Genomic DNA, 21,209 nt, shown 5'->3' on the forward strand with positions numbered 1-21,209 from the left:
CTTGGGGGCTCTTTCCCCACCCGTCGTCACCGACATCACCGCCAGCACCGCCCGCGTCTGGTTCGACAAGCCGGACGGTGCGTACGCCGCCGTCGTCGCCACCGACCCGGCGACCGGGGCCGAGGTCTACGCCTACGAGGACTCGGAGTCTCCGGGTTCGGCGCTGGTCGGTGATCCGGGCCGGTGGGGCTACGGCCTCACGCTGGCACCGGACACCCTCTACGAGGTCCGGTACCGCTCCAACGGAGCTGACGCCGACACCTGGTCCGACACCGTAACGTTCCGGACCCTGCCCGCCGCCGACCCCGCGCAGCCGCCCGACATCGGCCCGCAGCCCAGCGCCCTGGGCCCCTACACCGGCCGTCCGTGGACGGCGTGGTGGGGCGGGCTGCTGCTCGGCGAGGACTCCACCGTCGTCCTGGAGGAAGTCGCCGGCCTGCTGGACGCCCCGGAGGTCCGCAGCTCGGACGCCGAGCTGCTCCAGCGCGACGGCCTCACCCCCGGCACCGACTACATGGGCGCCCGCACCGTCACCTTGACGATGCTCGCCCTGGAGGACCGTGAACTCCCCGCGCTGCTGGCCGCGTTCGCGCCCGGCGGCCCGGAGAGGCCGTTCGAGTTCGCCTTTCCCGGCGTCGCCGGCGGCCGGTCCAGGATCATGGCGAGGGTGCGCAAGCGCGCCGTCACCGTGGACAGCGACTTCCACGCCGGCCGACGCCGCGTGACGGTCGAGCTGGCCGCGACCGACCCCCGGTTGTACTCGGCCGACGAGGCGCGGGCGCAGGTGGCGGTGGCCGCTCCCCGGGGCGGTCGGCCGCTGTTCCCGCTCACGCTGCCGCTCGACATGGGCAACGATCCCACCGCCGGTGCGGCACCGGACATCACCAACTCCGGCTCGGTGGACACCTGGCCCGTCGTCCGGCTCACCCCGAGCGCGGGCGAGATCCGCGATCCGTCGCTGACGCTCGTCCACAACGGCGAGCGCAGCCGCTTCGCCACCCGGGGCTTGCGGGTCGGCCGCGGTGATGCCCTGGTGATCGACATGGGCCGCCGCCGCATCACCCTCAACGGTGCTTCACGCTTCGGTCAGGTCGAGCCCACCTCCACCTGGTTCGCCCTGCCCCCGGGGCCGAGCGCCGTTCAACTCGACGTACTGGAAGGCCCCGACGGGGTCACGGCGGACGTGCTCTGGCGCTCCGCCTGGATGTAAGGACCCCCTTGGCAACAGAACTCCGCGCCCCGCTGTTCGTGCAGCAGGGCCGCTACGACGCGTTGGACCTGCGAACGATGATCGGTGGGACCCGGGGCGCCCACGTCGGCGTCTCCGGTCCCGCCGCCCTGCTGGTGGAGAAGGTGGACAACCCCACCCCCCGAGTCTCCGTCGCGGCCGGGTCGGTGTGGCTGCCGGACGACGTCGCCGCCTCCCACAAGGGAGCGGTGCACTTCGCCAACCTGGACGCGAGCATTCAGCTCCAGTGCTCCACCCCGAAGCCCGGCGAGGCCGCACGCACCGATCTGGTCGTCGCGTTCGCCGACCCCGACACCGCGCCCATCGGCCCGCAACTCGCCGACATCCGCACCACCGCCGACCAGTACATGCAGGCCGTGTCCTTCGCCGCCGACGGCACCCCGTACGCCACCGCGGCCTCCGGCGCCCAGGTGACGAAGGAGGGCGCGAAGGGCTGGTCCGTCGCGGTGCTCGCCGAGTCCACTCCCGGCGCGAAGGACTGGCCGGTCCCGTCGAACTGCATCCGCCTCGCCTTCGTGTCGATCGCACAGACCGGCATCACCGGCATCGAAGACGTCCGCTTCGTAGTCGCCGGGCAGTTGGACACGACGCCGCTGCGGCACCTGCGCACCGCTGCCTCCCAGGGAGTGGCCACGGTCGCCGCCGGGGCCCCGGCCGGCAGCCTCGTCTACGACTCGGTCTCCACGACCCTGCACAAGGTCACCGGCCCAGGCTCCACCGCGCCGCTCGTGCCCGGTGCCGTGCGCCTGGACATCGCCTACCAGGCCGCCGACGGCACCTGGGGCTCGGACGCCTGGCAGCAGTTCACCGCCCCGGCCGTCAACTACCCCCGGCTGGTCACCGTGTCCTTCGAGTGCACGTACAAGGGCGACTTCGGCGAGGGCTGGATCACGCCCCTGGTGGTCGGCCACGGCGAGCGCCGCCGCGCCGGCCGCGCGCAGTACACCCGCGCCGGAGACACCCGAGACTGTCGCGGGACCGCCACTGTCAAGGTCCCGGCGAACACCCCGCTGAACGTCTCCACCACCGCCGCGCCGGACAACGCCAACTCCAACAACATCAGGCTGACGGCCGCCTGGACGTCGCAGGCCGACGCCGTGGTGATGCCCGCCTGATGCTCGACATACCCGAATACCGCGTGATCCTCAGCGAGTTCAAGGGCGGGCGGCTGCTCGCGGAACTCCCCGTCTCCGGCCTCAAGTTCGCCTCGATCCTCAACGCTCCCGGGGCCGCGAGCTTCACCGTGCCGCTGGCCGCCGAGCCGCTCGCCGGACTCGACTGGTCACTGATCTCGCCGTGGCGGATCACCGCCCACGTCCAGCGCGGCAGCCGCGTCCTGTGGGGCGGGCCGCTGCTCACCTGGTCCGTGGACCTGACCGCCGAAGAGATAACCCTCGACTGCGTGGGCCTGTGGGAGTACTACCGCCGCAACATCATCAATCTCGGCTACACCACCGGCACAACACCGCGCGAACAGACCACGATCGCCCGCGAGTTGATCCAGACCTTCGCCGACAACCCCTCACCCGCGGCCCCCGGCCAGTCGGGCTACTGGGGCAGCAACGGCCCCGGCGCGCTCACCTTCGACCCCGACCTCGACAGCATGAAGCGCGACCGCACGTACCCGTGGTTCGAGTGGAAGTCGGTGGGCGAGGCCGTCGAGCAGCTCGGCGCGGTGATCAAGGGCTTCGACTTCCGCATCGACCACGACTGGGACATCGACGCCCGGGTGATCCGCAACCGCATGCGCTGGCTCTACCCGGCCGGCGGCCAGGACACCGGCATCGTGCTGGAGCACGGCACCAACTGCACCGTCACCACCGTCACGAGCGACGGCGACCAGATGTGCACCGAGACCGCCGTCAACGGTGCGGGCGAAGGCTGGTCACAGCTCAAATCCTGGTGGTACAACGGCCAGTTGGAGACCGAGGACGGCCGCCGCATCCCGCGCCTGGCCGCCGTCGCCACCAACAACTCGGTGGTGCGGACGGAGACCCTGACCGCGCAGGCCGAACGCATGGTCGCGGTCGGCGCGTTCCCGATCGTCGTCCCCGAGGTCACCCTGCACCCGGGCGGCGAGTACTCCGCCGCCGAACTCCGCGTCGGCCACAAGATCCGCGTCCGCGCGAAGACCGCCTCCTGGCCCGGCATCGACGCCGAATACGTCGTCCAGGAGATCAGCACCACGGTCAGCCGGACCGGCGAGGAAACCACCCTCGCACTCGTGCCCGTCACCGTCTTCGAGCGCGTGGACGACTGGGTCCAGGGGCAGTTGGAGCTGACCGCATGACCGTCTACGGCCGCCCCTCCCTCGCCGACGAGTTCCAGGAGATCGGCACCCGCCTGGACTCCATGGAACGCACCGCGTCCGCGCTCGGCGCGGTGCTGCCCATGACCCCCTACCGGCCCGGCCTCGACGCCACCACCACGTGGCGGGCCGCCGCCACCATCCCCACCGCCGGCATCGCCCACCCCGTCATCCGCCTCGACCTGCGCGTCTCCGCCAAACAGGGCGCCAACGTCTGGCTGCGCCTGTTCGACGTGGACAAGGCCCGCCCCGTCACCACCGAGTGGAAGTACACCGGCGGCGCACTCAACAACGGCTGGGTCCGCCTGGACTGGCTGCTGCCGATGGGCGGAGGCCAGCCCGGCGAGTGGCAGCGCGTCCTGCTCCAGACCCGCACCGACGTGGACGGCGGAGGCACCGTCGATCCCGGCGTCGCCACCGCCCTCCCGTTCAACCAGGCACCGAAGGCGACCGAGGCCGGCACCTGGACCCCCGTGCCGCTCCCGCCCGGCTACGCCTGACCTTCACCGCCCGAAAGGACCCCGCATTTCCCGCGAAGCAGTCATCACCGAGGCCCTGACCTGGGCCGACCAGAACTACCGGGGCGGCCTCAGCCCCTCGGGCAAGTACTACGACACCCCGTTCGGCCGCTGGTACGGGCTCAACCACGAACCGTACTGCGACATGTTCGTCTCCTGGTGCGCCGACAAGGGCGGCGAAGCGGCGACCGTCGGCAAGTTCGCGTACTGTCCCTCGCACGTCCAGTACTTCCGCAACAAGGGCCAGTGGTACGGCAGTTCCGCCGCGTTCAAGCGCGGCGACATCGTGTTCTTCTCCTGGGACGGCGGCCCGACCGCCGATCACGTCGGCATCGTCCTTCAGGACTCCGCCCCCGGCCAGCAGGTCAGCACGGTGGAGGGCAACACCGCCCGCACCTCCGGCGCGGGCCAGGGCTCCGGCGGCTGCGTCGTCCGCAAGACCCGCCCCCGCTCCAGCATCCTCGGCGTCGGCCGCCCCGCCTACAACGCCACCGGCAGCGGTGGCGGCAGCAGCACCGGCACCACCGTCCCGCCGACCGGACAGGCCGTCACCATCAACGGCAAGGCGTACGGCCCGGGCTCGCACGGCGAACACGTCACCGCCATGGGCCGCGCCCTCGTCCGCGCGGGCTGCTCCCGCTACACCGAGGGCCCCAGCCCGGTGTGGGGCAACGCCGACACCGAGAGCTTCCGCGCCTGGCAGCTCAAGATCGGCGACAGCGGCGCGGACGCCGACGGCATCCCCGGCCCGAAGCAGCTCGCCCGCCTCCTCTCTGAGCACGGCACGCCCTCCGCTCCCGCGCCACAGCCGCCGGCCACCCGGCCCTTCACCGTCCGCCGGGACATGACCCTGGGCGGCATCGCGCTGGCGCTCGGCACCACCGTTGCCGGGCTGCTCACCCTCAACCCGCAGATCACCGACCCGGACCGGATCGACGCCGGGCAGCAGCTCACCGTCCCCGCCGCCTCGCCGACCGCCGACCCGGCCACCCCGGACCCGGAGCCGAGCGAGACCCCGGCCGAGGCCGAGCAGACCGACCCGGACCCGCTGCCCACTGCTGCACCGGTCCACACGGTGGTGCCCGGCGACACCCTGTGGGACATCGCCGCCCGCTACCGCGTCACGCTGGAAGCGCTGGTGGCCGCCAACACCTCCACCGTCGCGAACCCGGACCTGATCTACCCCGGGCAGGACATCGTGATCCCGGACGGCTCCGCACCCGTCCCGTGCCCGGCCGCCCCGACGCCCGCACCGTCGGCACCCGCCGCGCCCGAACCGGCCCCGGCCCCGGCCGCGCCCGTCGCGGAGACGCCGGCCGCCCCGAGCAGCGGCTACTCGAACGACCTCGCGGGCTGGATCGAAGAGGCCCGGGACATCCTGCGCGCGAACGGCGACCTGGTCCCGTCCGCCGCCGCGATCGAGTACCGGGCGATGGTCGAGTCCGGCGGCAACCCGCTCGCCGAAAACCACTGGGACAGCAACGAAGCGGCCTACGGCGGCACTTACGGCCTGCTCCAGACCATCCGCCCGACCTTCGACACGTACTCGCTGCCCGGCCACCGCGACATCCTCGACCCGGTGGACTCGATCATCGCCGGAGTCCGCTACGCCAACGCGACGTATGGCTCGTTCGAGTCGATCGCCTGGAACAGCGGGGGCTACTGATGCCCGACGACGAGCGCCTGGGCGGCGTGGTCATCGGGCCGCGCGAGATCTACGACCAGCTGGTGGGCGTCCGCGAGGACGTCCGCTCGCTGGCCCAGAGCAGCGCCACCGTGGACCAGACCCTGAACGACCACGAAGACCGCGTCCGCGCCTTGGAGCGCTGGCGCTACGGCGTCGTCGCCTCCGGACTCGCCGGAGGCACCGCACTGATCACCGACGTCGTCGCACGCCTGAAGGGCTGAGCACCATCGAAGACCTGAAGACCTGGATCACCGACAACCCGGTCAAGGCGCGCTCGGCCGTCGTCGCGCTGCTCACCGTGCTGGGCACCGTCGTGCCGAGCCTCGCCGGAATCCAGAGCAACGAGGCCGTCGTCGGCCTGCTGCTCGCCGCCGCTGCGATGGCCGCCGGCCACTCCGCGGGCAAACGCGTCGTCACCCACGCGACCGACACCGCGAACAGCGACGCCGCCCGCGCCGCAGCACTCGCCGAGTGCTGCGCGTGCCCGCACGCCGACCCTCGCACCATCGCCCCGCCGCAGGGCGACGGCATGAAGCGCAAGCCGTAGCACCACCCGGGCCCCGGCTCGTCCTCGGACGAGTCGGGGCCTTTTCGCGTTCCGGCGCGGACCGCGAGGCGGGTTGTTAACCGGCCTGCCTGAACGGTGGCGAAGGAGTGTGCAGACATGAAGAACATCGCGCTGATCGGCCGGGCCCGGTCCGGGAAGGACACGGCCGCCGGCGTGCTCGCCGAGCACGGATACGCCCGGCTCGCGCTGGCTGACCCGCTGAAGGCCATGGCGTACGACATCGACCCGGTGATCGGCGTCGAGCTGCTGGGCGTCAACGCCCCCGTCCCACTCGGCCTCGCCGACGCCGTGGACCGCCACGGCTGGGAGGAGGTCAAGGACGAGTACCCGCAGGCCCGCCGCTTCTTGCAGCGCCTCGGCACGGAAGGCGTCCGCCGCCACGTCGCCGAGGACTTCTGGATCACCCGGTGCACCGCCGCTGTCGCCGCCTCGGACCGGCCCGTCGTCGTCACCGACGTGCGGTTCGCCAACGAGGTGAAGGCGCTTCGCGTCGTGGGCGCCACGGTCTGGTTCATCGACCGGGGCAGCCCCGACGGCGACCACCCGAGCGAGCAGCTCGGCCCCGAGCACGCCGACCTCGTCATCCCCAACACCGGCACCCGCGCCGACTTCCACGCCCGGATCCACGCAGCCCTGGAGGCCACCGCATGACCCTGCGCGACCGCTACGACGCGATCGACCGCACTGCGACCGCGATCGAGAACGTCCTGTTCATCTACACCCCCGTGCCGGACCCACTCACCCGCGAGGAGCGCGAGGCCGACGAGCAGGCCGCGAACGCCCGCGTCGGCGCGGAGGTGCCCGGCTTCTCGGACACCCTGCCGTCGATCGCCGCCGCGGCCTGACGGCCCCTCACCCCTTCGGCCCGTCCCGACCCCCGGGGCGGGCCCTTCCCATGCCCCGCCACAGAAACGAGCAAGCATGTCCGACGGCGTCCGCACGATCCACCAGAAAGGCTCCCGCTACTACGTCCACCCGGAGTCGGGCGACCTCGCCCCCTCGGTGACCTCCATCCTGAACATGGAGGCGAAGCCGTTCCTCCAGGACTGGTCGGCCGGCATGGCCGCCGAGTGCGCGGTGACGGACCTGGAGGTCGTCCAGCGCATAGCCGCCCGCGACCGCCAGGCCGCCGTGGACTTCCTCAAGTACGCGGGCAAGCGCTACACCAAGGTCCGCGCCGACGTCGGCTCGCTGGTCCACGACTACTTCGAACTGCGCCTGCGAGGCGAAGAGGTGCCGTATCCGCACCACGACGTGGAGCCGTACGTCCCGCACATCGAAGCGTGGCTGGACCGCTACCAGCCCGAGCTGCTGCACGCGGAGGACGTGGCGTGGTCGCGCGGGCACGAGTACGCCGGGAGCTTCGACTTCATGGTGAAGATCAACGGCAGGACCATCCTCGGCGACCTGAAGACCAGCAAGAGCGTCTACCTGTCGGTGGCCTACCAGCTCGCGGCCTACGCCTACGCGGACGACCTGATCACCGTGGACCGCAAGATCCAGGCGTTCCCGAAGATCGACGCCGGGGCGGTGCTCCACATCACCCCGGCCCGCGCCGAGTTCCGTCCGGTGAAGATCGACCACGCCATCTTCGGCCGGTTCCTCAACCTGCGCCGCCGCTTCGCCGACGACCGGGCCTCCGACGCCGGGATCATCGGCCGCGTCGCCTGGAAGAACGAGGCCGGCCGCCAGACCGGCACCGCCCGCCGCGCCGCCTGACCACCGCTGTTGACCGTCCCGCCTCAACCTCCACGGGCACGGCTGTTGACCGCCGCACCTCACGTACAACGAGCCGCGGAGCGGGCTGCTGACCGTCCCGCCTCAACCCTCGTGGGCACGGCTGTTGACCGCCCCGCCTCACACATGACGAACCCCTCCCGAGAGAACGGACGCCCTTGAGCAACGCACTCGACAACATCTTCGCCTCGGACCCCGAGCTGGCCGAGCGCGCGGAGCGCGCCGAAGCCAACGCCCGCCCGGATCTGGCCGGCGTCTTCCGCAACTACGAGGCCGCCCCGGACGGCGGCTTCCCGATCGCCCAGCACCAGTGGATGGTCACCTCCGCCGTGCCGGCCGTCGCCGACGCCGTCGCCGAGCTGCTGGGCGGAACCCCGTACGAGCGGGACACCGAGGCCGAGGACGCGATGGCGGTGAAGACCGACGCCGATCGGGTGGAGGTGATCATCGACGGCCCCGAGGCCGTGTCGATGGACTTCAAGCAGTGGGTGAACGGCAAGCTCGCGCACCACTGCGACACCCGCCAGTTCCTCAGCCCGCCGGAGGACGTCGGCGTGCCGTGCCGCTGCCCCGGCACCCTCGCCGAGCTGCGCGACCGGGCGAAGGCCGAACGCGGCCCGAAGCCCAGCATCGAGATCGACTTCACCCTGCCCCACGCCCTTGAGCTCGGTCGGTTCCGCTACAAGTCCTCGGGCTGGTCGCTGATCCCCGAACTGCCCGCGCTGAAGGGCGCATTGGCCCGCTCCGGCGGCCCGTCGCTGGCCCACCTCGTCAACGAGCGCGTGCAGTACACGAGCAAGGCCGGCCGCGACGTGGACTACCAGAAGGCCACGATCAAGGTCATCAAGCCCTACGAGCGCGCCATCGCCGACAGCAAGGCGTCGGCGATCGAGGAGGAGCCGCCGTTCTAACCGGCGCCCGACCCCCAGCACCACCAGCGGGACCGGCCCTTCGGGGCCGGTCCCGCCCCCGTTTCCATGGAGAGAGAACCATGCAGTACCTGACCGGCGATCAGCCGATCCCGGCCCGACTCGTCAACCCGCTGCCCTCCGCCGACCGTTCGCAGGAGATCATGCGCGCCGCGTTCCGCGACCCCGCGCCACGTCCGCAGGGCGGCACCCGCAACTCGCAGGCCAAGCTCACCGAGCGCAAGGTACACGCGATCCGTGGCGCGGCCGACGTGGGCGCCAACCTCGCCGCGCTCGCCGTGGCGTTCGGCATCTCGGAGCGCGCCTGCCGGCACATCGCCGACCGCACGTCCTGGGCCCACCTGCCGGAGGGGGCCTGAGTGTTGGACGACCACTTCACCCCGCTGTGGAAGATACCTCCCGAGCATCGGCGGGCGTTCCTCCACGCCCGTGCGCGGGCGCTGGCCGCTGAGGGTGCGTCACCGCGCCGTCTGCTGCGGGCCTCCGACGCCGCGCACACCGCCGACTTCCGCGAGCCGCGACCGCCGGAGGAGACATGACCTACCGCATCGGGCTGGGCATCGCCCCCGCGCTCGGAGACCTGCGCCGCGCCGGGCCCGGTGACCGGCTGCTGTTCCTGCACGACGCCCGCCAGCGCCCGGACTTCTCCCGCTACTGGGACGCCGCCGGCCTGGCGGTCTTCCGGGGCGCGGCCCTGATGGTGGCGACTGCCTAGTGGCTCCGGTGCTCGGAATTGGTGCCCGGCTGGCGCCAGGCACCAATTCACTCAGAAGTCGGCATCCAGGTGCGAATCAGCCGATGGCGTTCAGCATTGCTTCCTCCACATGGTCAGCGGCGTTGCGGTGACCGAGGGCGTTGGGGTGCACGAAGGACAGCTGGTCGGGAAGGGTGACGAAGCCTTCAACCCACTTGGTGTCGTCGCAAACGCTGTGGTCCCGCGAAGAGGTGTAGAGGTCGACGAAGCTGGCGGCATCCTGTGTGCCGGTGGAGTCGTCGATGGCCTTGTTGAGAGGCTCCAGGACATCCTTGCGCAGCCACTCCAGATCGCCCGGGGTGATCGTGCCGAACTTCGCCAGGTCGCCGTAACCGCACTTGGAAGCGTCCCGGGGGATGATCGTGGGGTAGCCGACGGCAAGGATCTTCGCCTTCGGGGCGCGCTCGTGGAGCACGGCGAGCATCCGGTCGTACTCATGGCGAACCTTCTTCAGCCGGTCCGGGACGCCGGCGGCCAGGGAGTCCTTGCACGGGGTGCCCTTGCCGTCGTTCTCGCCGCCCAACTGCGCGCACTTGGTGAGGAATTCGGCGAAGCCGAGGGAGTTGCCGCCCACACCGACGGTGATGACGTCGGTGTCCGCGCCGACTGCTCCGGACTGAGCGGGAACCGCGGGGAAGGGATAGTCCGGGTCATCGGAGAAGGGCGGCAGGTGACGGCCGATCGGGTTCTGGGGAGTGTCGGTGACGTTCTCGATGGTGGCGGCACCACAGCTGACGTTGGTCAGCTCGAACAGACTGCCGAGATCGCGGTCGATGACCTGGGGGTAGGACCGGTCAGTGCGTTCGCAGCCGTCGCGCGGGATTTCGAAGGCGTTGCCCGCGGCCGGAATGACCCCGGCGGTGTACGAGTCGCCCAGGGCGACCCACTGCCGCACGTCGGCCGCAGCGGCGGGGTGAACGCCGGCGAGCTGGACGGCGGTAAGGGCTACGGCCGAGCCGAGCAGTGCCAGGCGGGTACGGAAACGTGTCACGAATCCTCCAGAGATTCGACAGTTGGCGCCGGTTCAACCAAAAACCGTCGCCGAATGTACTGGATCAAGTACGGAAAGTCATGAACGCCTTGCGGGTGCGCCGGTGAGTGTGGCCCAGGTTCTGCGATCCAACGCGGGCCCGTGCCGCAACAGCCAGCGCCGGCAAGTCGATCCGATCCCGCCTCGCGGTGGTGAGTGTTGGCCGGACGGATACGACCCGCCAACGATCGAGCGAACCAAGGAGACACGCCCTGATGGGCAACACCAGCAAAACGAAAGGCACCGCCTGGGAGACCGCGGTGGCCGACTACCTAAACGAACAGCTTGGCCAGTACCGGAAGTTCTGGAAGGACGGCGACCGCTCGGTGCGGTGGAGGGACCCCAGCGACCCGGACAACGTCCGCCGCCAGGTCCAGGAGGGCGTCAACGACATCGGCGACCTCGGGGTGCGCCCGTTCGCCGGGGAGTGCAAGGCCGAGCGGTCGTACGACCTCGCCTCTTATGTTCGCCAGGCCGAGGCCGAGGCGATCAACGCGGGTCTGTTGTTCGGGGTCGCGTACGTGAAGCGGCCCCGGGCGAAGACCGAGGACGGGTACGCCGTCACGTCCATCCGCACGCACGCGGCGATCGTCAAGGCCCTTCGGGAGGCCGGTTACTGAAGAAGGAGGCCGCCGTGCGCATGTCGGCGATCCTGGACCGCTTGGAAGAGCGGCGGGACTACCAGCCGGGCGAGTGGGTGGCCCGCTGCCCGGCCCACGACGACGGGAAGCCGTCGCTGTGGCTCAACCTGAAGACCAACGGCATGGTGGGGCTGGCGTGCCGTGCCGGGTGCGCCTTCGAGGACATCGTGGCCGGGATGGGGCTGTTGCCCCGGCAGCTGTTCAACGTGGACGCCGAGGGGCTGATCACGGTGGCCGAGGCCCGGCCGGAACCGGTCTCGCCGTTCCTGACGGCAGGGCTGCGGGTGTGGCTGGACAGCCTGCCGGCCGGTGACGACGCGGCCCCGGCCGTCGGCTACGCGCAGAAACGTTTCGGCCTGACGGAGGCTGAGCAGGAGCGCCTAGGCCTGCGCTGGTGGCCGGGCCCGCAGCCGTGCCCCAAGTGGGTTCCGACCTCGTTCATCCGCTATCCCCGTCTGGTCGTGCCGATGCACGACTTCGCCGGGGTGGCGAGGGGCGCCCAGGGCCGCGACCTGTCGGGCCGCTGCCCCGGGCGGTGGATCTCGCTCGCCAACCCCGAGGGCTTCGAGTGGCAGCGCTTCGGGGTGTTCCCCGGCCCGGACCCCGCCGCGCCGTGGGTGATCGCCGAGGGTCTGTCGGACCCGTTGGCGGTCGTCGCCGACGGCTACAACGCGGTGGGGGTGCGCGGGGCCGCACTGCTCAACAACGACCCCGCGACGCTGGACAGCCTAGCCAGCGGACTGGCGGGGCGTGACGTGCGGGTGTGCGGCGACAACGACCGCTCCGGCCGGGAGTTCACCCGGACGATCCTCGCCGCCCTCCACCAACGAGACGTGCCCGCCGGTGAGTTGACGCTGCCCGTGGGCTTCAAGGACTACGCAGTATGGAGAGAGAAACGGTGACGGTGTACGCCATCGACAGTCTGACCACCCCGTTCGAGCCGGACCGGCCGTCGTTGACGCTGCCGCCGGCCGACGCGGTGGCCGCCTACCGCGAGGCGGCGTCCCGGTACGGAGCCTCGGACATCGTCAACGCCCACGCCCTGGTGCAGTACACCCGGGGCGGCATCAAGTACGCCGACGGCGTGGGCTTCCACGTCTGGTCGGGAACGCACTGGGTGCGCAACGAGGTGCTGGTGCGCCAGGCCGCCCACGACCTCGGCGCGGCGATGGTGGAGACCCTCGCCCGCGAGAAGTCGGTCATCCGCGAGGCGCTGGCGCTGAAGCTCGCCGGTGACGCGCTCCAAGCAGAGTACGAGAAGCAGGTCGCGGCGCTGCCTTTGGCGAAGGCCGCGAAGGGCTTCACGATGGCCCGCCGGATCGACGACCTGATGCGCGAGCTGGCGTCGGTGCGCGGGGTGAACTGCTCGGTGGACGACTTCGACAACCAGCCGCACCTGCTGTCGTTCGCCAACGGGACCGTGGACCTGCGCACCGGCGAACTTCAGCCGCACGACCCGGCCGACATGCTGACCAAGGCGCTCCCGTGGAAGTACAACCCCAAGGCGAAGGCCCCGCGTTGGCTGCGCTTCCTCGGCGAGGTCTTTCCCGCCGAGCCGCTGATGCCGGCCTACATCCGGCGCCTGTGCGGGTACGGCATCACCGGCTCCACCGCGGAGCAGGCGTTCGCGGTGCTGGTAGGCATCGGTGCGAACGGCAAGAGCGTGTTCCTGGACACCCTCAGCCACGTCTTCGGCGACCTGTCGGAGACCACCCGCTTCGAGACGTTCGAGGACCGGGGCAGCTCGATCCCCGCCGACCTCGCCGCCCTGCGCGGCGCCCGCATGGTCATGGCCTCAGAGGGTGAGGCCGGCAAGCCGATGAGCGAGTCCGTGCTGAAGCGCGCCACCGGCTCGGACCGCCTCACCGCGAGGTTCATGCGGGAGAACTTCTTCACCTACCAGCCCACCTTCCTGCTGTGGCTGGCGTCCAACCACACCCCGGCCTTCCGCTCGCAGGACGAAGGGCTCTGGCGCCGCGTCAAGCTCATCAAGTTCGACCGGTACTTCAAGCCGGAGGAGCGCGACCACGGCATCTTCGCCGAGTTGCGCACCGAGGCCGAGGGCATCGCCGCGTGGGCGGTCGCCGGGGCGGTCGAGTGGTACGCGGAAGGCTTGAAGGAACCCGACTGCATCAGGGCCGCCACGTCCAACTTCAAGGAGAACAGCGACGCCTTGGCGGAGTTCCTGACGGACGTCCTGGTGAAGACCGACAGCGACAAGAGCCACGTTCCCTCGCAGGACGCGTACACCGCGTACCGCGACTGGTGCGAGGCCCAGGGCGAGAAGGCGTGGACCCGCCGCGGATTCGTCTCCGCGCTGGACGAGCGCGGCATCCGTCAGCACCGCATGACGAAGGGCCGCGTCCTGCTCGGCGTCCGCTTCGCCGACCAGCCGCCCGCCGGCCCCGGGGTCTTCGACACCGCCAACGACTAGGAAGAGAGCACATGCGGGTACACCCGTACCGACTGGCCGGAGAGCCGGTCGAGATCAAGGTCGCCGAGAACGGTGACGACCTGCGGGAGTTCCGCACCTGGTGGACCACCCACGCGAACGCGGGCACGCTGATCGGCTTCGACACCGAGACCACGGGCCTGGCGTGGACGGACCGAATACGGCTCGCCCAGTTCGGCGACACCCACACCGCGTACGTCCTCCCCGTCGAACTCGGCGACCCGTTCCGCGCCGCAGCGATCGAGGCCCTGACCGCGCTGCCCAACCTGGTCGCCCACAACCTGGCGTTCGACGCCCTGAAGGTGGACACCGAGCTGGGTATCCGACTCGAAGACCTCTACCCCCGCGCCCAGGACTCGCGGGTGGCCGCGCACCTCCTCGACAGCCGCCACGACTACGAGGGCGGCGTCGGCCTGTCCCTCAAGCCGCTGTCGGCCTGGTACGTCGATCCGGCCGCGCCCGACACCCAGGGCGACCTGACGAAGGTGTTCAACGGGCTCAGGCTGACCAAGGAGACCGGCTGGGCAGGGATCAGCCTCTCGCATCCCGTCTACGAGTTGTACGCCGGTCTCGACGCCCTTCTCGTCGCCCGGCTGCTGCCCAAGCTGCTGGACCGTTACAAGGCGGAGGGCCTGCGCTCGGCGCTGCTGCCGTATGAGCATCAACTCGCTTTGGTGTGTGCGAAGTTGCAGCGCACGGGGATGCTGATCGACCCCGCATACACCGAGGGACTCGTCGGTCGCCTGGCCGACGAGAAGGCGCGGTTCTCCGCCGTGGCCGCCCGGTTCGGCGTGTCCTCGGTGAACAGCCCCGACCAGGTGGCCAGCGCGCTGCTCGGCATGGGCGAAGCACTGACGGAGAAGACCGACAGCGGCGCGCTGTCGGTCGCCAAGGACGTGCTGCTGCCGATGGCGGACCTCGACCAGGACTGGAAGCGGCTCGGCATGCGCGAGCCCAACGTCCTCGCGGACGCCGTGCTGCGGGCGAAGCGCGCCGGGAAGTGGTCCACCAGCTACGCCGAGGCGATGTTGGCGGGCCGCGACGAGCGCGACCGCATCCATCCGAAGATCAACCCGCTGGGTGCCCAGACCGGCCGCGCCTCTCACTCCGACCCGGCGATGGCTCAGCTTCCCTCCCACGGCTGGGAGGTGCGCCGGTGCGTGGTCGCGGAGCCGGGAAGCGTGTACTTCTCGGTGGACCAGCAGGCGGTTGAACTCCGGGTGCTGGCCGCCCTGTCGGGGGAATCCAGGATGATCCGGGCTATCGCCTCCGGTGCGGACCTGCACGGCTTCGCGGCGGAGATGATGTTCGGCAAGGGGTACGACAAGGGCCAGCGCACGCTGGCGAAGATCGCCGGACTCGGCACCGCCTACCAGGGCGGCGCGGCGACGCTGGCGAAGCAGACAGGCCAGGAGGTGGACGTCATGCGCGACACCCTCCGGCGCTACAGCCGGGCCTTCCCCGGCATCAAGCGGTGGGCCAGAGCGATGCAACGGACCGCGCTCGCAGAACGGTGCACCATGACCACGGTGACCGGCCGGCGGCTGCACCTGGACCGCGACAAGCTCTACAAGTCCGTCGCCTACGCCTGCCAGTCCACCGCGCGCGACACCATGGGCCAGGCGCTGATCACGATGGACGCCCAGGGCCTCACCCCGTATCTGACGATGTGGGTGCACGACGAAGTGGTCGGCACCGCCCCGAAGAAGGAGGCCGCGGACGTCGCCCGCGCCTGCGCCAATGCCATGAAGATGACCCTGCTCGGCGTCCCGCTGGACACCGACGCCGAGATCTACGGCCCGAGCTGGGCCGACGGCTACGGCCTGCCGAAGGAGTGGGCCTGTGCGGCGTGAACCGGAAAGCCCGTTCACCCAGTTCTGCGAGGTCTGCGACGACGAAAAGCCCCTCGGGCAGTTCGGCCGGCGCAAACGCGCCCCCAACGGCCGGGCGAACGTCTGCCGAGGGTGCGTCAAGGCCGCCAACCACAAGGCCAACCGCGACCCGGCAGTGATCCGCAAGCGCCGCGACGCCCGGCTGCGCCGCGTCTACGGGCTCACGCTGGCGGACTACGAGCGGATGGGCCGCCGGCAGCGGTGGCGGTGCGCGATCTGCGGGAACAAGGCCGCCGTCGGCGACCGCCTCGTAGTCGATCACGACCACGACAAGCCCCACGGACAGGCCGTCAGGAGACTGCTGTGCAGGGGCGAGAACAGCGCGCTCGGCCACTTCGGCGACTCCTCCACCCGCCTCGACCAGGGAGCGGACTACCTCCGGAAGTTCGGCAAGTGACGCCCATCACACTTTACGCTCACTTTGCGTAAACGTTGCAGGCTGTTGGGTGGTTCGGGACTTTCGACAGGGTTGAAGGTCCCGAACCCTCCGGTTGCGGGGGGTGAGGCATCCACCTACCGTCAAATCTTCAACTGTGAGTTTTTCGTAAAGATCTGGAGCTGGAAATGTTAAGGCGGGAGTGGACTGCCCCGGTCGGCGCCCGCCAACTCCTCGCGCAGCTGGCCCGCGCCGGCCAATCGCCCCAGGCCCCCGGATGTCCCGCCTTCGAAGCCGAACTCCTTTACATCATCGACCTCGTGGACCCTCGCCCGACGGGTCGCCAGTCGGACTGGTTCAGGCGCTACCGCCTCGAACAGCTCCGAGCCCTGGCCTCACTGCACACCCACCGGACCGTCAGGCCCGCACCCCACCGGTCGCGCTTCGGGCGCGCACTTCACCTCCGCCTCGCCCGCAGCATGGCACTCACCTCGCGGCGGCTCACCCTCACCGGAGCCCCGGCACCTCGCCGAAGCATCCCGGGAGCACGCACCGCCTGATCCAACCTCAGACCCACCCGCACGCCCCTGCCTTCGGCTGACCCGAACCGGCAGGGGCTTCTTCATGCCCCGACGCGGCCGTGCGCCCGCCGGGGCTTTTTCATGCCCTGACGCGGCCCGAGCACCGGCCGGCGGCCTCTCCGCGTCCTGACGCGGGCCGAGCGCCGACCGGCGATTTCGCCATGCCCTTTTGCGGTCCGCCGCGCGCCAATACCGCACGCCCAGCCTTCTGTTCTGAACATGCCAAGGAACCTCCATGTCTTCGCCCTGCATCACCCCCGCCCTGATCCGCCAGGCACAGACCCCCAAGCCGCTCCCCGCGCTGACGGGTATGGGAAAGCTCGACCGGGGCCGCGTCGCCACCGAGGAGATCCTCAACGGGCTTGAGGGCATCGCCCGTTCCGTCTCCCGCATGCGCGCCGCGACGATGGAGGGCGACAGCCACCAGGCCGCGCAGGACATCGCCCAGGAGATGCGCCTCAGCTTCTGGCGCGCCATCCACGCCTGGGACACCGAGGCCGACAACACCGCGAAGTTCACCTCCTACGCCTTCCAGCGGGCCAAGCTCGACGGCCGCTCGGCAGCCGCCCAGGAGGCAGCCCCCGCAGCACCCCGGGCCGCCGCCCGCGCCTTCATGGGCGCCCTCCAGCGCAACGACGGGGACTTCGCCAAGGCCAAGGCCGAGCTGACCGGCCTCCCCGACGCCAAGCACCGGTTCTCCCCGCAGCGGGCCGACCTCGTCGCCGCCGCCTTCGTCCGCCCCGTGCCGATCGCCGCCGTCGCGGACAGCACGCTCGAAGCCTCGCCCGCCCAGGACCCCGATCACCTGGTGGAGTACACCCCGCTCGGCACCACCCCCCGCGCCGCCCGCCTCCACCTCGCCGTCAAGGACGGCCGGCCCGTCGTCGGCGCGGCCACCCGCGAAGGCTGGTGCACCGACCTCCAGCCGTCCCTGGCCCACAACCCCCTCGCCGTCTCCCGCGACGCCGTGCGCTGCAAGGGAGTTCGGGTCACCGGCGCCAAGCGCGGCAAGCACGCCACCGGCGCGATCATCGACCACGCCGCCGACGCCGAGTCCAGCGCCCGCTTCACCGCCGCCGCCGAAGTCAAGGCCGCGGAACTGCTGGCCGGCATGTCGCCGACCGAGGCCGCCATCGCCCGACTCGCCTTCGGCTTCGACGGCGAACCCCCGATGCTCACCGACACCGGAAAGCTCGACGCCACCGCCATAGCCGAAGCCCTCGGAAAGACCCCCGGCACCGTCAAGGCCACCTGGTCGCGCGCCCTGAAGAAGCTCCGGGCCGCCACGTGAGGATGGCTGTTGACCGCCCTGCCTCAACACCGGCGAACCCCCTTCGAAAGGCACCACGATGACGAACCCGATAGGCACCTACGATCTGCGCGGCGCGACCCTGCACGTCTTCGCCGACCCCCGCGACGACTCCCTCTACAACCTGGAAGTCGTCTGCGACGGCGAGACCGTCCGCTACGACGGCGGTCACTCCGCCCGTGAAGTCCAGGCATTCATAGGCCTGTTCACCTGACGGCGAGACGCAAGCCATGACCCGCACCGAGGCGCTCGCCCTCGCGCAGAAGACCGTCGCCGAGATGGCCGCCAACGCCCGGGGCTACCAGGACCAGCCCTTCGACGCCCGGGTGAGCGCCGTCCTGCGCATCGCCGACTACCTGACCACGACCGGAGAGACCCCCCTTGACGACCGCCCCTGAACAGCAGCAGATCGTCCGCCCGGACGACCAGGTCTTCCCCTGCAAGTACTACGGCCCCCGCGACTACGCCCAGGCCCACGTGGACGCCGAAGGAGACATCGGCCTCCTCGTGCACAGCGGCGAGACCACCACGTCCATCTACCTGAGCCCCGAAGTCGCCGAGGACCTGGGCATCACCCTCACCCGAGCCGCCACCACCTCCCGCACCATCGCCCAGGAAATCGAGCGAGTCCGCCGCAGCGAGGCCGAAGCCGCCCTCCGCCTCGGCGAGCTGGATGCCGCCCACCGTGCCGAACAGGCCCGCCAGAACGGACAGCCCTACCTGGTGGCCGGCGGCTCCACCTCGCCCACCGCCCTCCCGCAGCCTTCCCTGGCCGACCTGCTTACCGCCCCGCAGCAGACAGTCCCCGACACCCCGTCCGAGACGACGCCCGCGCAGGACGACACCACCGCGGACCGTGAACGCGCCTTCCTCCGCGCCTCCGAACTGCTCGGCTCCGACGCCGGGGTGGCCTCCAAGATCGCTATGGCGAACTACCTGCTGAAGGGCGCGGCGTGACCCTCCCCGTCATCCACGCCGTCGTCCACCAGGCCGCCCGCGCCTACGAAGCCCGCACCCCCGCAGGCGAACGCGTCATCGTCATCGAGACCGAACACACCACCCCCGGACAGCTCACCCGAACGACCGTCCCCCTGCCCCACGACGTCGCACTCCACCTCGCCACCGACATCGAAAACGTCGGGTGGTGACCTCAGCGCCCAACACCAAGGCCCCCGGCTGGCACTGCTCGAACAGTGCTGACCGGGGGCCTTTTCTGCGTTTCCTATGCTGCGTTGGCTGAAGCAGCTTCCAGCGCATCCGCCAGCCGCTCGGCAGCTTCATCTGTCGTGATGAACTTCATTCGTGGACTGCGCTTCAGGGGCCCTCGGCCCGGAAACAGCAGAATCTTGACCCCGAATTCCTCAAGAAGCTCACGTCGCCCCACAACATCTGCCTTCTTCCACTCACTGGCCACCGTCCGCCCGGTCGGCACCGAGTACCATCCCGCTGACTTCTCCGGGGTTGCCTTCGCTTCCCTCAACTCAGCCCCCATCCGTGCATACTCCCGCCGGAACCACTCGGCATCGTCCTGATCGTCGTACAAGCCCGCAGCACGGTCAGCCCGCAGCCGCTCCCTGTCGGCCTCCAGATCCGCGATGCGCTGTGCCACGCCGTTGCCCGGCTCCCACACCCGCTCCGTGAACTCGGCAGAACCGAATTCAGCGAGGAACTGCCGCTCCGCGAACTCATCTATGTCAACCATCGGCGCAACCGGCTGCGGACACTCTTCAGACCCCAACAGGCCGTTCGTACGGGCCCTGCACCCCCATCCGGGGAGGACACCCCTCTTGTCACGCGTGCTGGTCCAATAGAGCCTCACAGTGCAGCAGCCGCAAATCGCCACGTTGGGCAGCAGCAGCTCGCCTTTGGCGGCCCGGGACCCCTTTGGAGCCTTGGTGAGCTTCTCCCTCAGCGCGGCTTGAGTCTGCCGATCCCAGAGGCCCGGAGCGATCCGGACGGGATGCCCATCCGGCCCCAGCACCGCCTTCCCCTTGTGCGTGAGGTAGCCCAGGGAAGCGTCCGAGAGGCAGATGCGCTTGATGGCGTTACCGATCCAGCGGAGGCCCTTCGGTTCCTTGCCGTACATCACGCGCGACCAATCGGACGGCGAGAGCTCCCCGGAACGGGTCAGCCGAGCCGCCTCCGAATCCACCGTCACTCGGCCGGTTTCGTCGGTCAGCAGTCGGCGAGCGAACTCGCGGGCAACGGTCGCCGAATCGGGTTCGTGCTCTGTGTGAGACACCTTCCCCCCGTAGGGCAGGCGCACGTGCATGAATCCGTACGCGGGACGCCCGGCAACCTCCCCGTCACGGCGAGCCCGCTCGGCCTCCTGCCGGTTGCGGGTCCTGATGTTCCGGTGTTCCCCCTGCGCCATGAACAGCTTGAGCGTGAACTCTTGCTCCTGCTGCGGGTCGTTCAGGTCCCAGTACCCGGCGTGGTCGGCGGTGAGCAGGGTCCGGCCGGCTGCGGCGTTCTCCCGAGCCAGTCGCAGCCCCTCGTACACGTCTCGGCCGATGCGGTCCACGGCAGACGCTGCAAGACCGTCGTACAGCCCGTGTAGGCCCTTGAGCCAGGGCCCCAGCTTCGGCCGGGTGAACGGGTCGGACGCGCCGGATACCTCCCAGTCGTCCGCCCATCCGATGATGTGCCCTCCCTCGCGGGCCACAGCGTCGAGAATCAGGTCACGCTGCCGCGCGGGTGAGCTGGTGGCAGCCTGCACGCGGGAGAGTCGGCGGACGCCGAGCAGACAACGCCCGCAACCGTCATACGGCGTCACGGGCGCGTCGTTGGTGCTGGTCATGGTGGGCATGTGTTCCCCAGGGGCCGGGGCGGCTCGCGCCGCTGAACGGGCGAACCTGGCCCCGGGGAAGCCCGCCGTCAGGCGCGCCCAGCCCGTTCCAGCGCCTCCACACCCACGCGGAGAGCCTTCATGCGGCCTTCCACGGAATAGTCGGTTCTGCCGGACGCGAACGACAGCAGCGTGTCCGCGGTCTGCTCGGCCGTCGCCTCGGCGAAGATCTCCTGGTCGACCAGATCGGTCAGCCCGGCCAGCACCACCGCCCCGACGCACGCCACCAGCGGCGCGAACCAGAACGACTCCCGCAGGTGCTCGCGCAGCGGCGACAACGCCCGGTAGTGCGGCCGCCGGCCCCGCCCGCTGTGCTGCTGCTCGCTCATC

At 70.6% G+C, this 21,209-nt stretch carries 26 protein-coding genes; 23 read left to right on the forward strand and 3 right to left on the reverse strand.

Going from position 1 to position 21,209, the window contains the following annotated elements; all coding sequences use genetic code 11:
* Position 1 precedes the first annotated feature (1 nt).
* The 13 genes from ACIQF6_RS19730 to ACIQF6_RS19790 all read left to right on the forward strand — a co-directional run bounded on the left by ACIQF6_RS19730 (position 2) and on the right by ACIQF6_RS19790 (position 9,711).
* Entirely contained in the window at positions 2 to 1,210 is a 1,209-nt protein-coding gene (locus ACIQF6_RS19730; RefSeq protein WP_400896601.1) for a phage distal tail protein, read from the forward strand.
* 8 nt (positions 1,211 to 1,218) lie between these two features.
* Positions 1,219 to 2,364 (forward strand): hypothetical protein, encoded by a 1,146-nt coding sequence (locus ACIQF6_RS19735; RefSeq protein WP_400896603.1) that lies wholly within the window; start codon positions 1,219 to 1,221, stop codon positions 2,362 to 2,364.
* Positions 2,364 to 3,539, forward strand: a complete 1,176-nt coding sequence (locus ACIQF6_RS19740) for a hypothetical protein (protein WP_400896605.1) — start codon at positions 2,364 to 2,366, stop codon at positions 3,537 to 3,539. The genes ACIQF6_RS19735 and ACIQF6_RS19740 overlap by 1 nt, the downstream gene beginning before the upstream one ends.
* Positions 3,536 to 4,057: a hypothetical protein gene (locus tag ACIQF6_RS19745; protein ID WP_400896607.1), complete on the forward strand. Its 522-nt coding sequence runs from the start codon at positions 3,536 to 3,538 to the stop codon at positions 4,055 to 4,057. The genes ACIQF6_RS19740 and ACIQF6_RS19745 overlap by 4 nt, the downstream gene beginning before the upstream one ends.
* A gap of 55 nt (positions 4,058 to 4,112) precedes the next feature.
* Positions 4,113 to 5,741, forward strand: a complete 1,629-nt coding sequence (locus ACIQF6_RS19750; protein WP_400897271.1) for a LysM peptidoglycan-binding domain-containing protein — start codon at positions 4,113 to 4,115, stop codon at positions 5,739 to 5,741.
* Entirely contained in the window at positions 5,741 to 5,983 is a 243-nt protein-coding gene (locus ACIQF6_RS19755; RefSeq protein WP_400896609.1) for a hypothetical protein, read from the forward strand. Before ACIQF6_RS19750 ends, ACIQF6_RS19755 begins: the two co-directional genes overlap by 1 nt.
* Positions 5,984 to 6,060: 77 nt before the next feature.
* Positions 6,061 to 6,309, forward strand: a complete 249-nt coding sequence (locus ACIQF6_RS19760) for a hypothetical protein (protein ID WP_400896611.1) — start codon at positions 6,061 to 6,063, stop codon at positions 6,307 to 6,309.
* Positions 6,310 to 6,426: 117 nt separating this feature from the next.
* The gene (locus ACIQF6_RS19765; RefSeq protein ID WP_400896613.1) at positions 6,427 to 6,981 is read left to right on the forward strand and encodes a hypothetical protein; all 555 of its coding nucleotides are present in this window, start codon (positions 6,427 to 6,429) and stop codon (positions 6,979 to 6,981) included.
* Entirely contained in the window at positions 6,978 to 7,175 is a 198-nt protein-coding gene (locus tag ACIQF6_RS19770; RefSeq protein ID WP_400896615.1) for a hypothetical protein, read from the forward strand. The genes ACIQF6_RS19765 and ACIQF6_RS19770 overlap by 4 nt, the downstream gene beginning before the upstream one ends.
* A gap of 76 nt (positions 7,176 to 7,251) precedes the next feature.
* A complete protein-coding gene (locus ACIQF6_RS19775) occupies positions 7,252 to 8,049 on the forward strand; it encodes a hypothetical protein (RefSeq protein ID WP_400896617.1) in 798 nt (265 codons plus the stop codon).
* A 176-nt stretch (positions 8,050 to 8,225) separates the two neighbouring features.
* Positions 8,226 to 8,978: a hypothetical protein gene (locus tag ACIQF6_RS19780; RefSeq protein WP_400896619.1), complete on the forward strand. Its 753-nt coding sequence runs from the start codon at positions 8,226 to 8,228 to the stop codon at positions 8,976 to 8,978.
* 80 nt (positions 8,979 to 9,058) lie between these two features.
* Positions 9,059 to 9,355: a hypothetical protein gene (locus tag ACIQF6_RS19785; protein ID WP_400896621.1), complete on the forward strand. Its 297-nt coding sequence runs from the start codon at positions 9,059 to 9,061 to the stop codon at positions 9,353 to 9,355.
* Between the two features lie 176 nt (positions 9,356 to 9,531).
* The gene (locus tag ACIQF6_RS19790; RefSeq protein WP_400896623.1) at positions 9,532 to 9,711 is read left to right on the forward strand and encodes a hypothetical protein; all 180 of its coding nucleotides are present in this window, start codon (positions 9,532 to 9,534) and stop codon (positions 9,709 to 9,711) included.
* Positions 9,712 to 9,787: 76 nt separating this feature from the next.
* Here the strand turns inward: ACIQF6_RS19790 and ACIQF6_RS19795 are convergent, their stop codons facing one another.
* Positions 9,788 to 10,645, reverse strand: a complete 858-nt coding sequence (locus tag ACIQF6_RS19795; protein ID WP_400896625.1) for an SGNH/GDSL hydrolase family protein — start codon at positions 10,643 to 10,645, stop codon at positions 9,788 to 9,790.
* Between the two features lie 350 nt (positions 10,646 to 10,995).
* On the opposite strand from ACIQF6_RS19795, the gene ACIQF6_RS19800 reads away from it, so the two are divergent.
* From ACIQF6_RS19800 to ACIQF6_RS19845, 10 genes are all read left to right on the forward strand, one after another.
* Positions 10,996 to 11,400: a hypothetical protein gene (locus ACIQF6_RS19800; protein ID WP_400896627.1), complete on the forward strand. Its 405-nt coding sequence runs from the start codon at positions 10,996 to 10,998 to the stop codon at positions 11,398 to 11,400.
* A gap of 14 nt (positions 11,401 to 11,414) precedes the next feature.
* Positions 11,415 to 12,323 carry a hypothetical protein gene (locus tag ACIQF6_RS19805; RefSeq protein WP_400896629.1) on the forward strand — a complete coding sequence of 303 codons (909 nt, stop codon included), beginning with the start codon at positions 11,415 to 11,417 and terminating at the stop codon, positions 12,321 to 12,323.
* On the forward strand, positions 12,305 to 13,855 hold the full coding sequence (locus tag ACIQF6_RS19810; protein WP_400896631.1) for a phage/plasmid primase, P4 family: 1,551 nt from the start codon (positions 12,305 to 12,307) through the stop codon (positions 13,853 to 13,855). Before ACIQF6_RS19805 ends, ACIQF6_RS19810 begins: the two co-directional genes overlap by 19 nt.
* Before the next feature lie 11 nt (positions 13,856 to 13,866).
* Positions 13,867 to 15,726 (forward strand): DNA polymerase, encoded by a 1,860-nt coding sequence (locus ACIQF6_RS19815; RefSeq protein WP_400896633.1) that lies wholly within the window; start codon positions 13,867 to 13,869, stop codon positions 15,724 to 15,726.
* The gene (locus ACIQF6_RS19820) at positions 15,716 to 16,162 is read left to right on the forward strand and encodes an endonuclease domain-containing protein (protein ID WP_400896635.1); all 447 of its coding nucleotides are present in this window, start codon (positions 15,716 to 15,718) and stop codon (positions 16,160 to 16,162) included. Before ACIQF6_RS19815 ends, ACIQF6_RS19820 begins: the two co-directional genes overlap by 11 nt.
* A 795-nt stretch (positions 16,163 to 16,957) precedes the next feature.
* Positions 16,958 to 18,013, forward strand: coding sequence for a hypothetical protein (locus ACIQF6_RS19825; RefSeq protein WP_400896637.1), 1,056 nt, complete (start codon positions 16,958 to 16,960; stop codon positions 18,011 to 18,013).
* Between the two features lie 58 nt (positions 18,014 to 18,071).
* Positions 18,072 to 18,245, forward strand: a complete 174-nt coding sequence (locus ACIQF6_RS19830) for a hypothetical protein (RefSeq protein ID WP_400896639.1) — start codon at positions 18,072 to 18,074, stop codon at positions 18,243 to 18,245.
* A 16-nt stretch (positions 18,246 to 18,261) separates the two neighbouring features.
* Positions 18,262 to 18,429: a hypothetical protein gene (locus ACIQF6_RS19835; protein WP_400896641.1), complete on the forward strand. Its 168-nt coding sequence runs from the start codon at positions 18,262 to 18,264 to the stop codon at positions 18,427 to 18,429.
* Positions 18,413 to 18,988, forward strand: coding sequence for a hypothetical protein (locus tag ACIQF6_RS19840; RefSeq protein WP_400896643.1), 576 nt, complete (start codon positions 18,413 to 18,415; stop codon positions 18,986 to 18,988). Before ACIQF6_RS19835 ends, ACIQF6_RS19840 begins: the two co-directional genes overlap by 17 nt.
* Positions 18,985 to 19,179 carry a hypothetical protein gene (locus ACIQF6_RS19845; protein WP_400896645.1) on the forward strand — a complete coding sequence of 65 codons (195 nt, stop codon included), beginning with the start codon at positions 18,985 to 18,987 and terminating at the stop codon, positions 19,177 to 19,179. The genes ACIQF6_RS19840 and ACIQF6_RS19845 overlap by 4 nt, the downstream gene beginning before the upstream one ends.
* A 74-nt stretch (positions 19,180 to 19,253) precedes the next feature.
* On the opposite strand, the gene ACIQF6_RS19850 is transcribed toward ACIQF6_RS19845, so the two are convergent.
* Positions 19,254 to 20,831 (reverse strand): recombinase family protein, encoded by a 1,578-nt coding sequence (locus ACIQF6_RS19850; protein ID WP_400896647.1) that lies wholly within the window; start codon positions 20,829 to 20,831, stop codon positions 19,254 to 19,256.
* 77 nt (positions 20,832 to 20,908) lie between these two features.
* A complete protein-coding gene (locus ACIQF6_RS19855; protein ID WP_400896649.1) occupies positions 20,909 to 21,208 on the reverse strand; it encodes a hypothetical protein in 300 nt (99 codons plus the stop codon).
* Position 21,209: the final 1 nt, after the last annotated feature.

Source organism: Kitasatospora sp. NPDC092948, assembly GCF_044754805.1.
Classification (GTDB): domain Bacteria; phylum Actinomycetota; class Actinomycetes; order Streptomycetales; family Streptomycetaceae; genus Kitasatospora.

Bases quoted from the DNA above. Each gene is read 5' to 3' on its own strand.
- ACIQF6_RS19830 (WP_400896639.1), top strand. From the start codon at position 18,072: ATGACGAACCCGATAGGCACCTACGATCTGCGCGGCGCGACCCTGCAC.
- ACIQF6_RS19775 (WP_400896617.1), top strand. From the start codon at position 7,252: ATGTCCGACGGCGTCCGCACGATCCACCAGAAAGGCTCCCGCTACTAC.
- ACIQF6_RS19755 (WP_400896609.1), top strand. From the start codon at position 5,741: ATGCCCGACGACGAGCGCCTGGGCGGCGTGGTCATCGGGCCGCGCGAG.
- ACIQF6_RS19800 (WP_400896627.1), top strand. From the start codon at position 10,996: ATGGGCAACACCAGCAAAACGAAAGGCACCGCCTGGGAGACCGCGGTG.
- ACIQF6_RS19825 (WP_400896637.1), top strand. From the start codon at position 16,958: ATGTCTTCGCCCTGCATCACCCCCGCCCTGATCCGCCAGGCACAGACC.
- ACIQF6_RS19770 (WP_400896615.1), top strand. From the start codon at position 6,978: ATGACCCTGCGCGACCGCTACGACGCGATCGACCGCACTGCGACCGCG.
- ACIQF6_RS19855 (WP_400896649.1), bottom strand. From the start codon at position 21,208: ATGAGCGAGCAGCAGCACAGCGGGCGGGGCCGGCGGCCGCACTACCGG.
- ACIQF6_RS19810 (WP_400896631.1), top strand. From the start codon at position 12,305: ATGGAGAGAGAAACGGTGACGGTGTACGCCATCGACAGTCTGACCACC.
- ACIQF6_RS19745 (WP_400896607.1), top strand. From the start codon at position 3,536: ATGACCGTCTACGGCCGCCCCTCCCTCGCCGACGAGTTCCAGGAGATC.
- ACIQF6_RS19835 (WP_400896641.1), top strand. From the start codon at position 18,262: ATGACCCGCACCGAGGCGCTCGCCCTCGCGCAGAAGACCGTCGCCGAG.
- ACIQF6_RS19785 (WP_400896621.1), top strand. From the start codon at position 9,059: ATGCAGTACCTGACCGGCGATCAGCCGATCCCGGCCCGACTCGTCAAC.
- ACIQF6_RS19765 (WP_400896613.1), top strand. From the start codon at position 6,427: ATGAAGAACATCGCGCTGATCGGCCGGGCCCGGTCCGGGAAGGACACG.
- ACIQF6_RS19740 (WP_400896605.1), top strand. From the start codon at position 2,364: ATGCTCGACATACCCGAATACCGCGTGATCCTCAGCGAGTTCAAGGGC.
- ACIQF6_RS19790 (WP_400896623.1), top strand. From the start codon at position 9,532: ATGACCTACCGCATCGGGCTGGGCATCGCCCCCGCGCTCGGAGACCTG.
- ACIQF6_RS19815 (WP_400896633.1), top strand. From the start codon at position 13,867: ATGCGGGTACACCCGTACCGACTGGCCGGAGAGCCGGTCGAGATCAAG.
- ACIQF6_RS19850 (WP_400896647.1), bottom strand. From the start codon at position 20,831: ATGACCAGCACCAACGACGCGCCCGTGACGCCGTATGACGGTTGCGGG.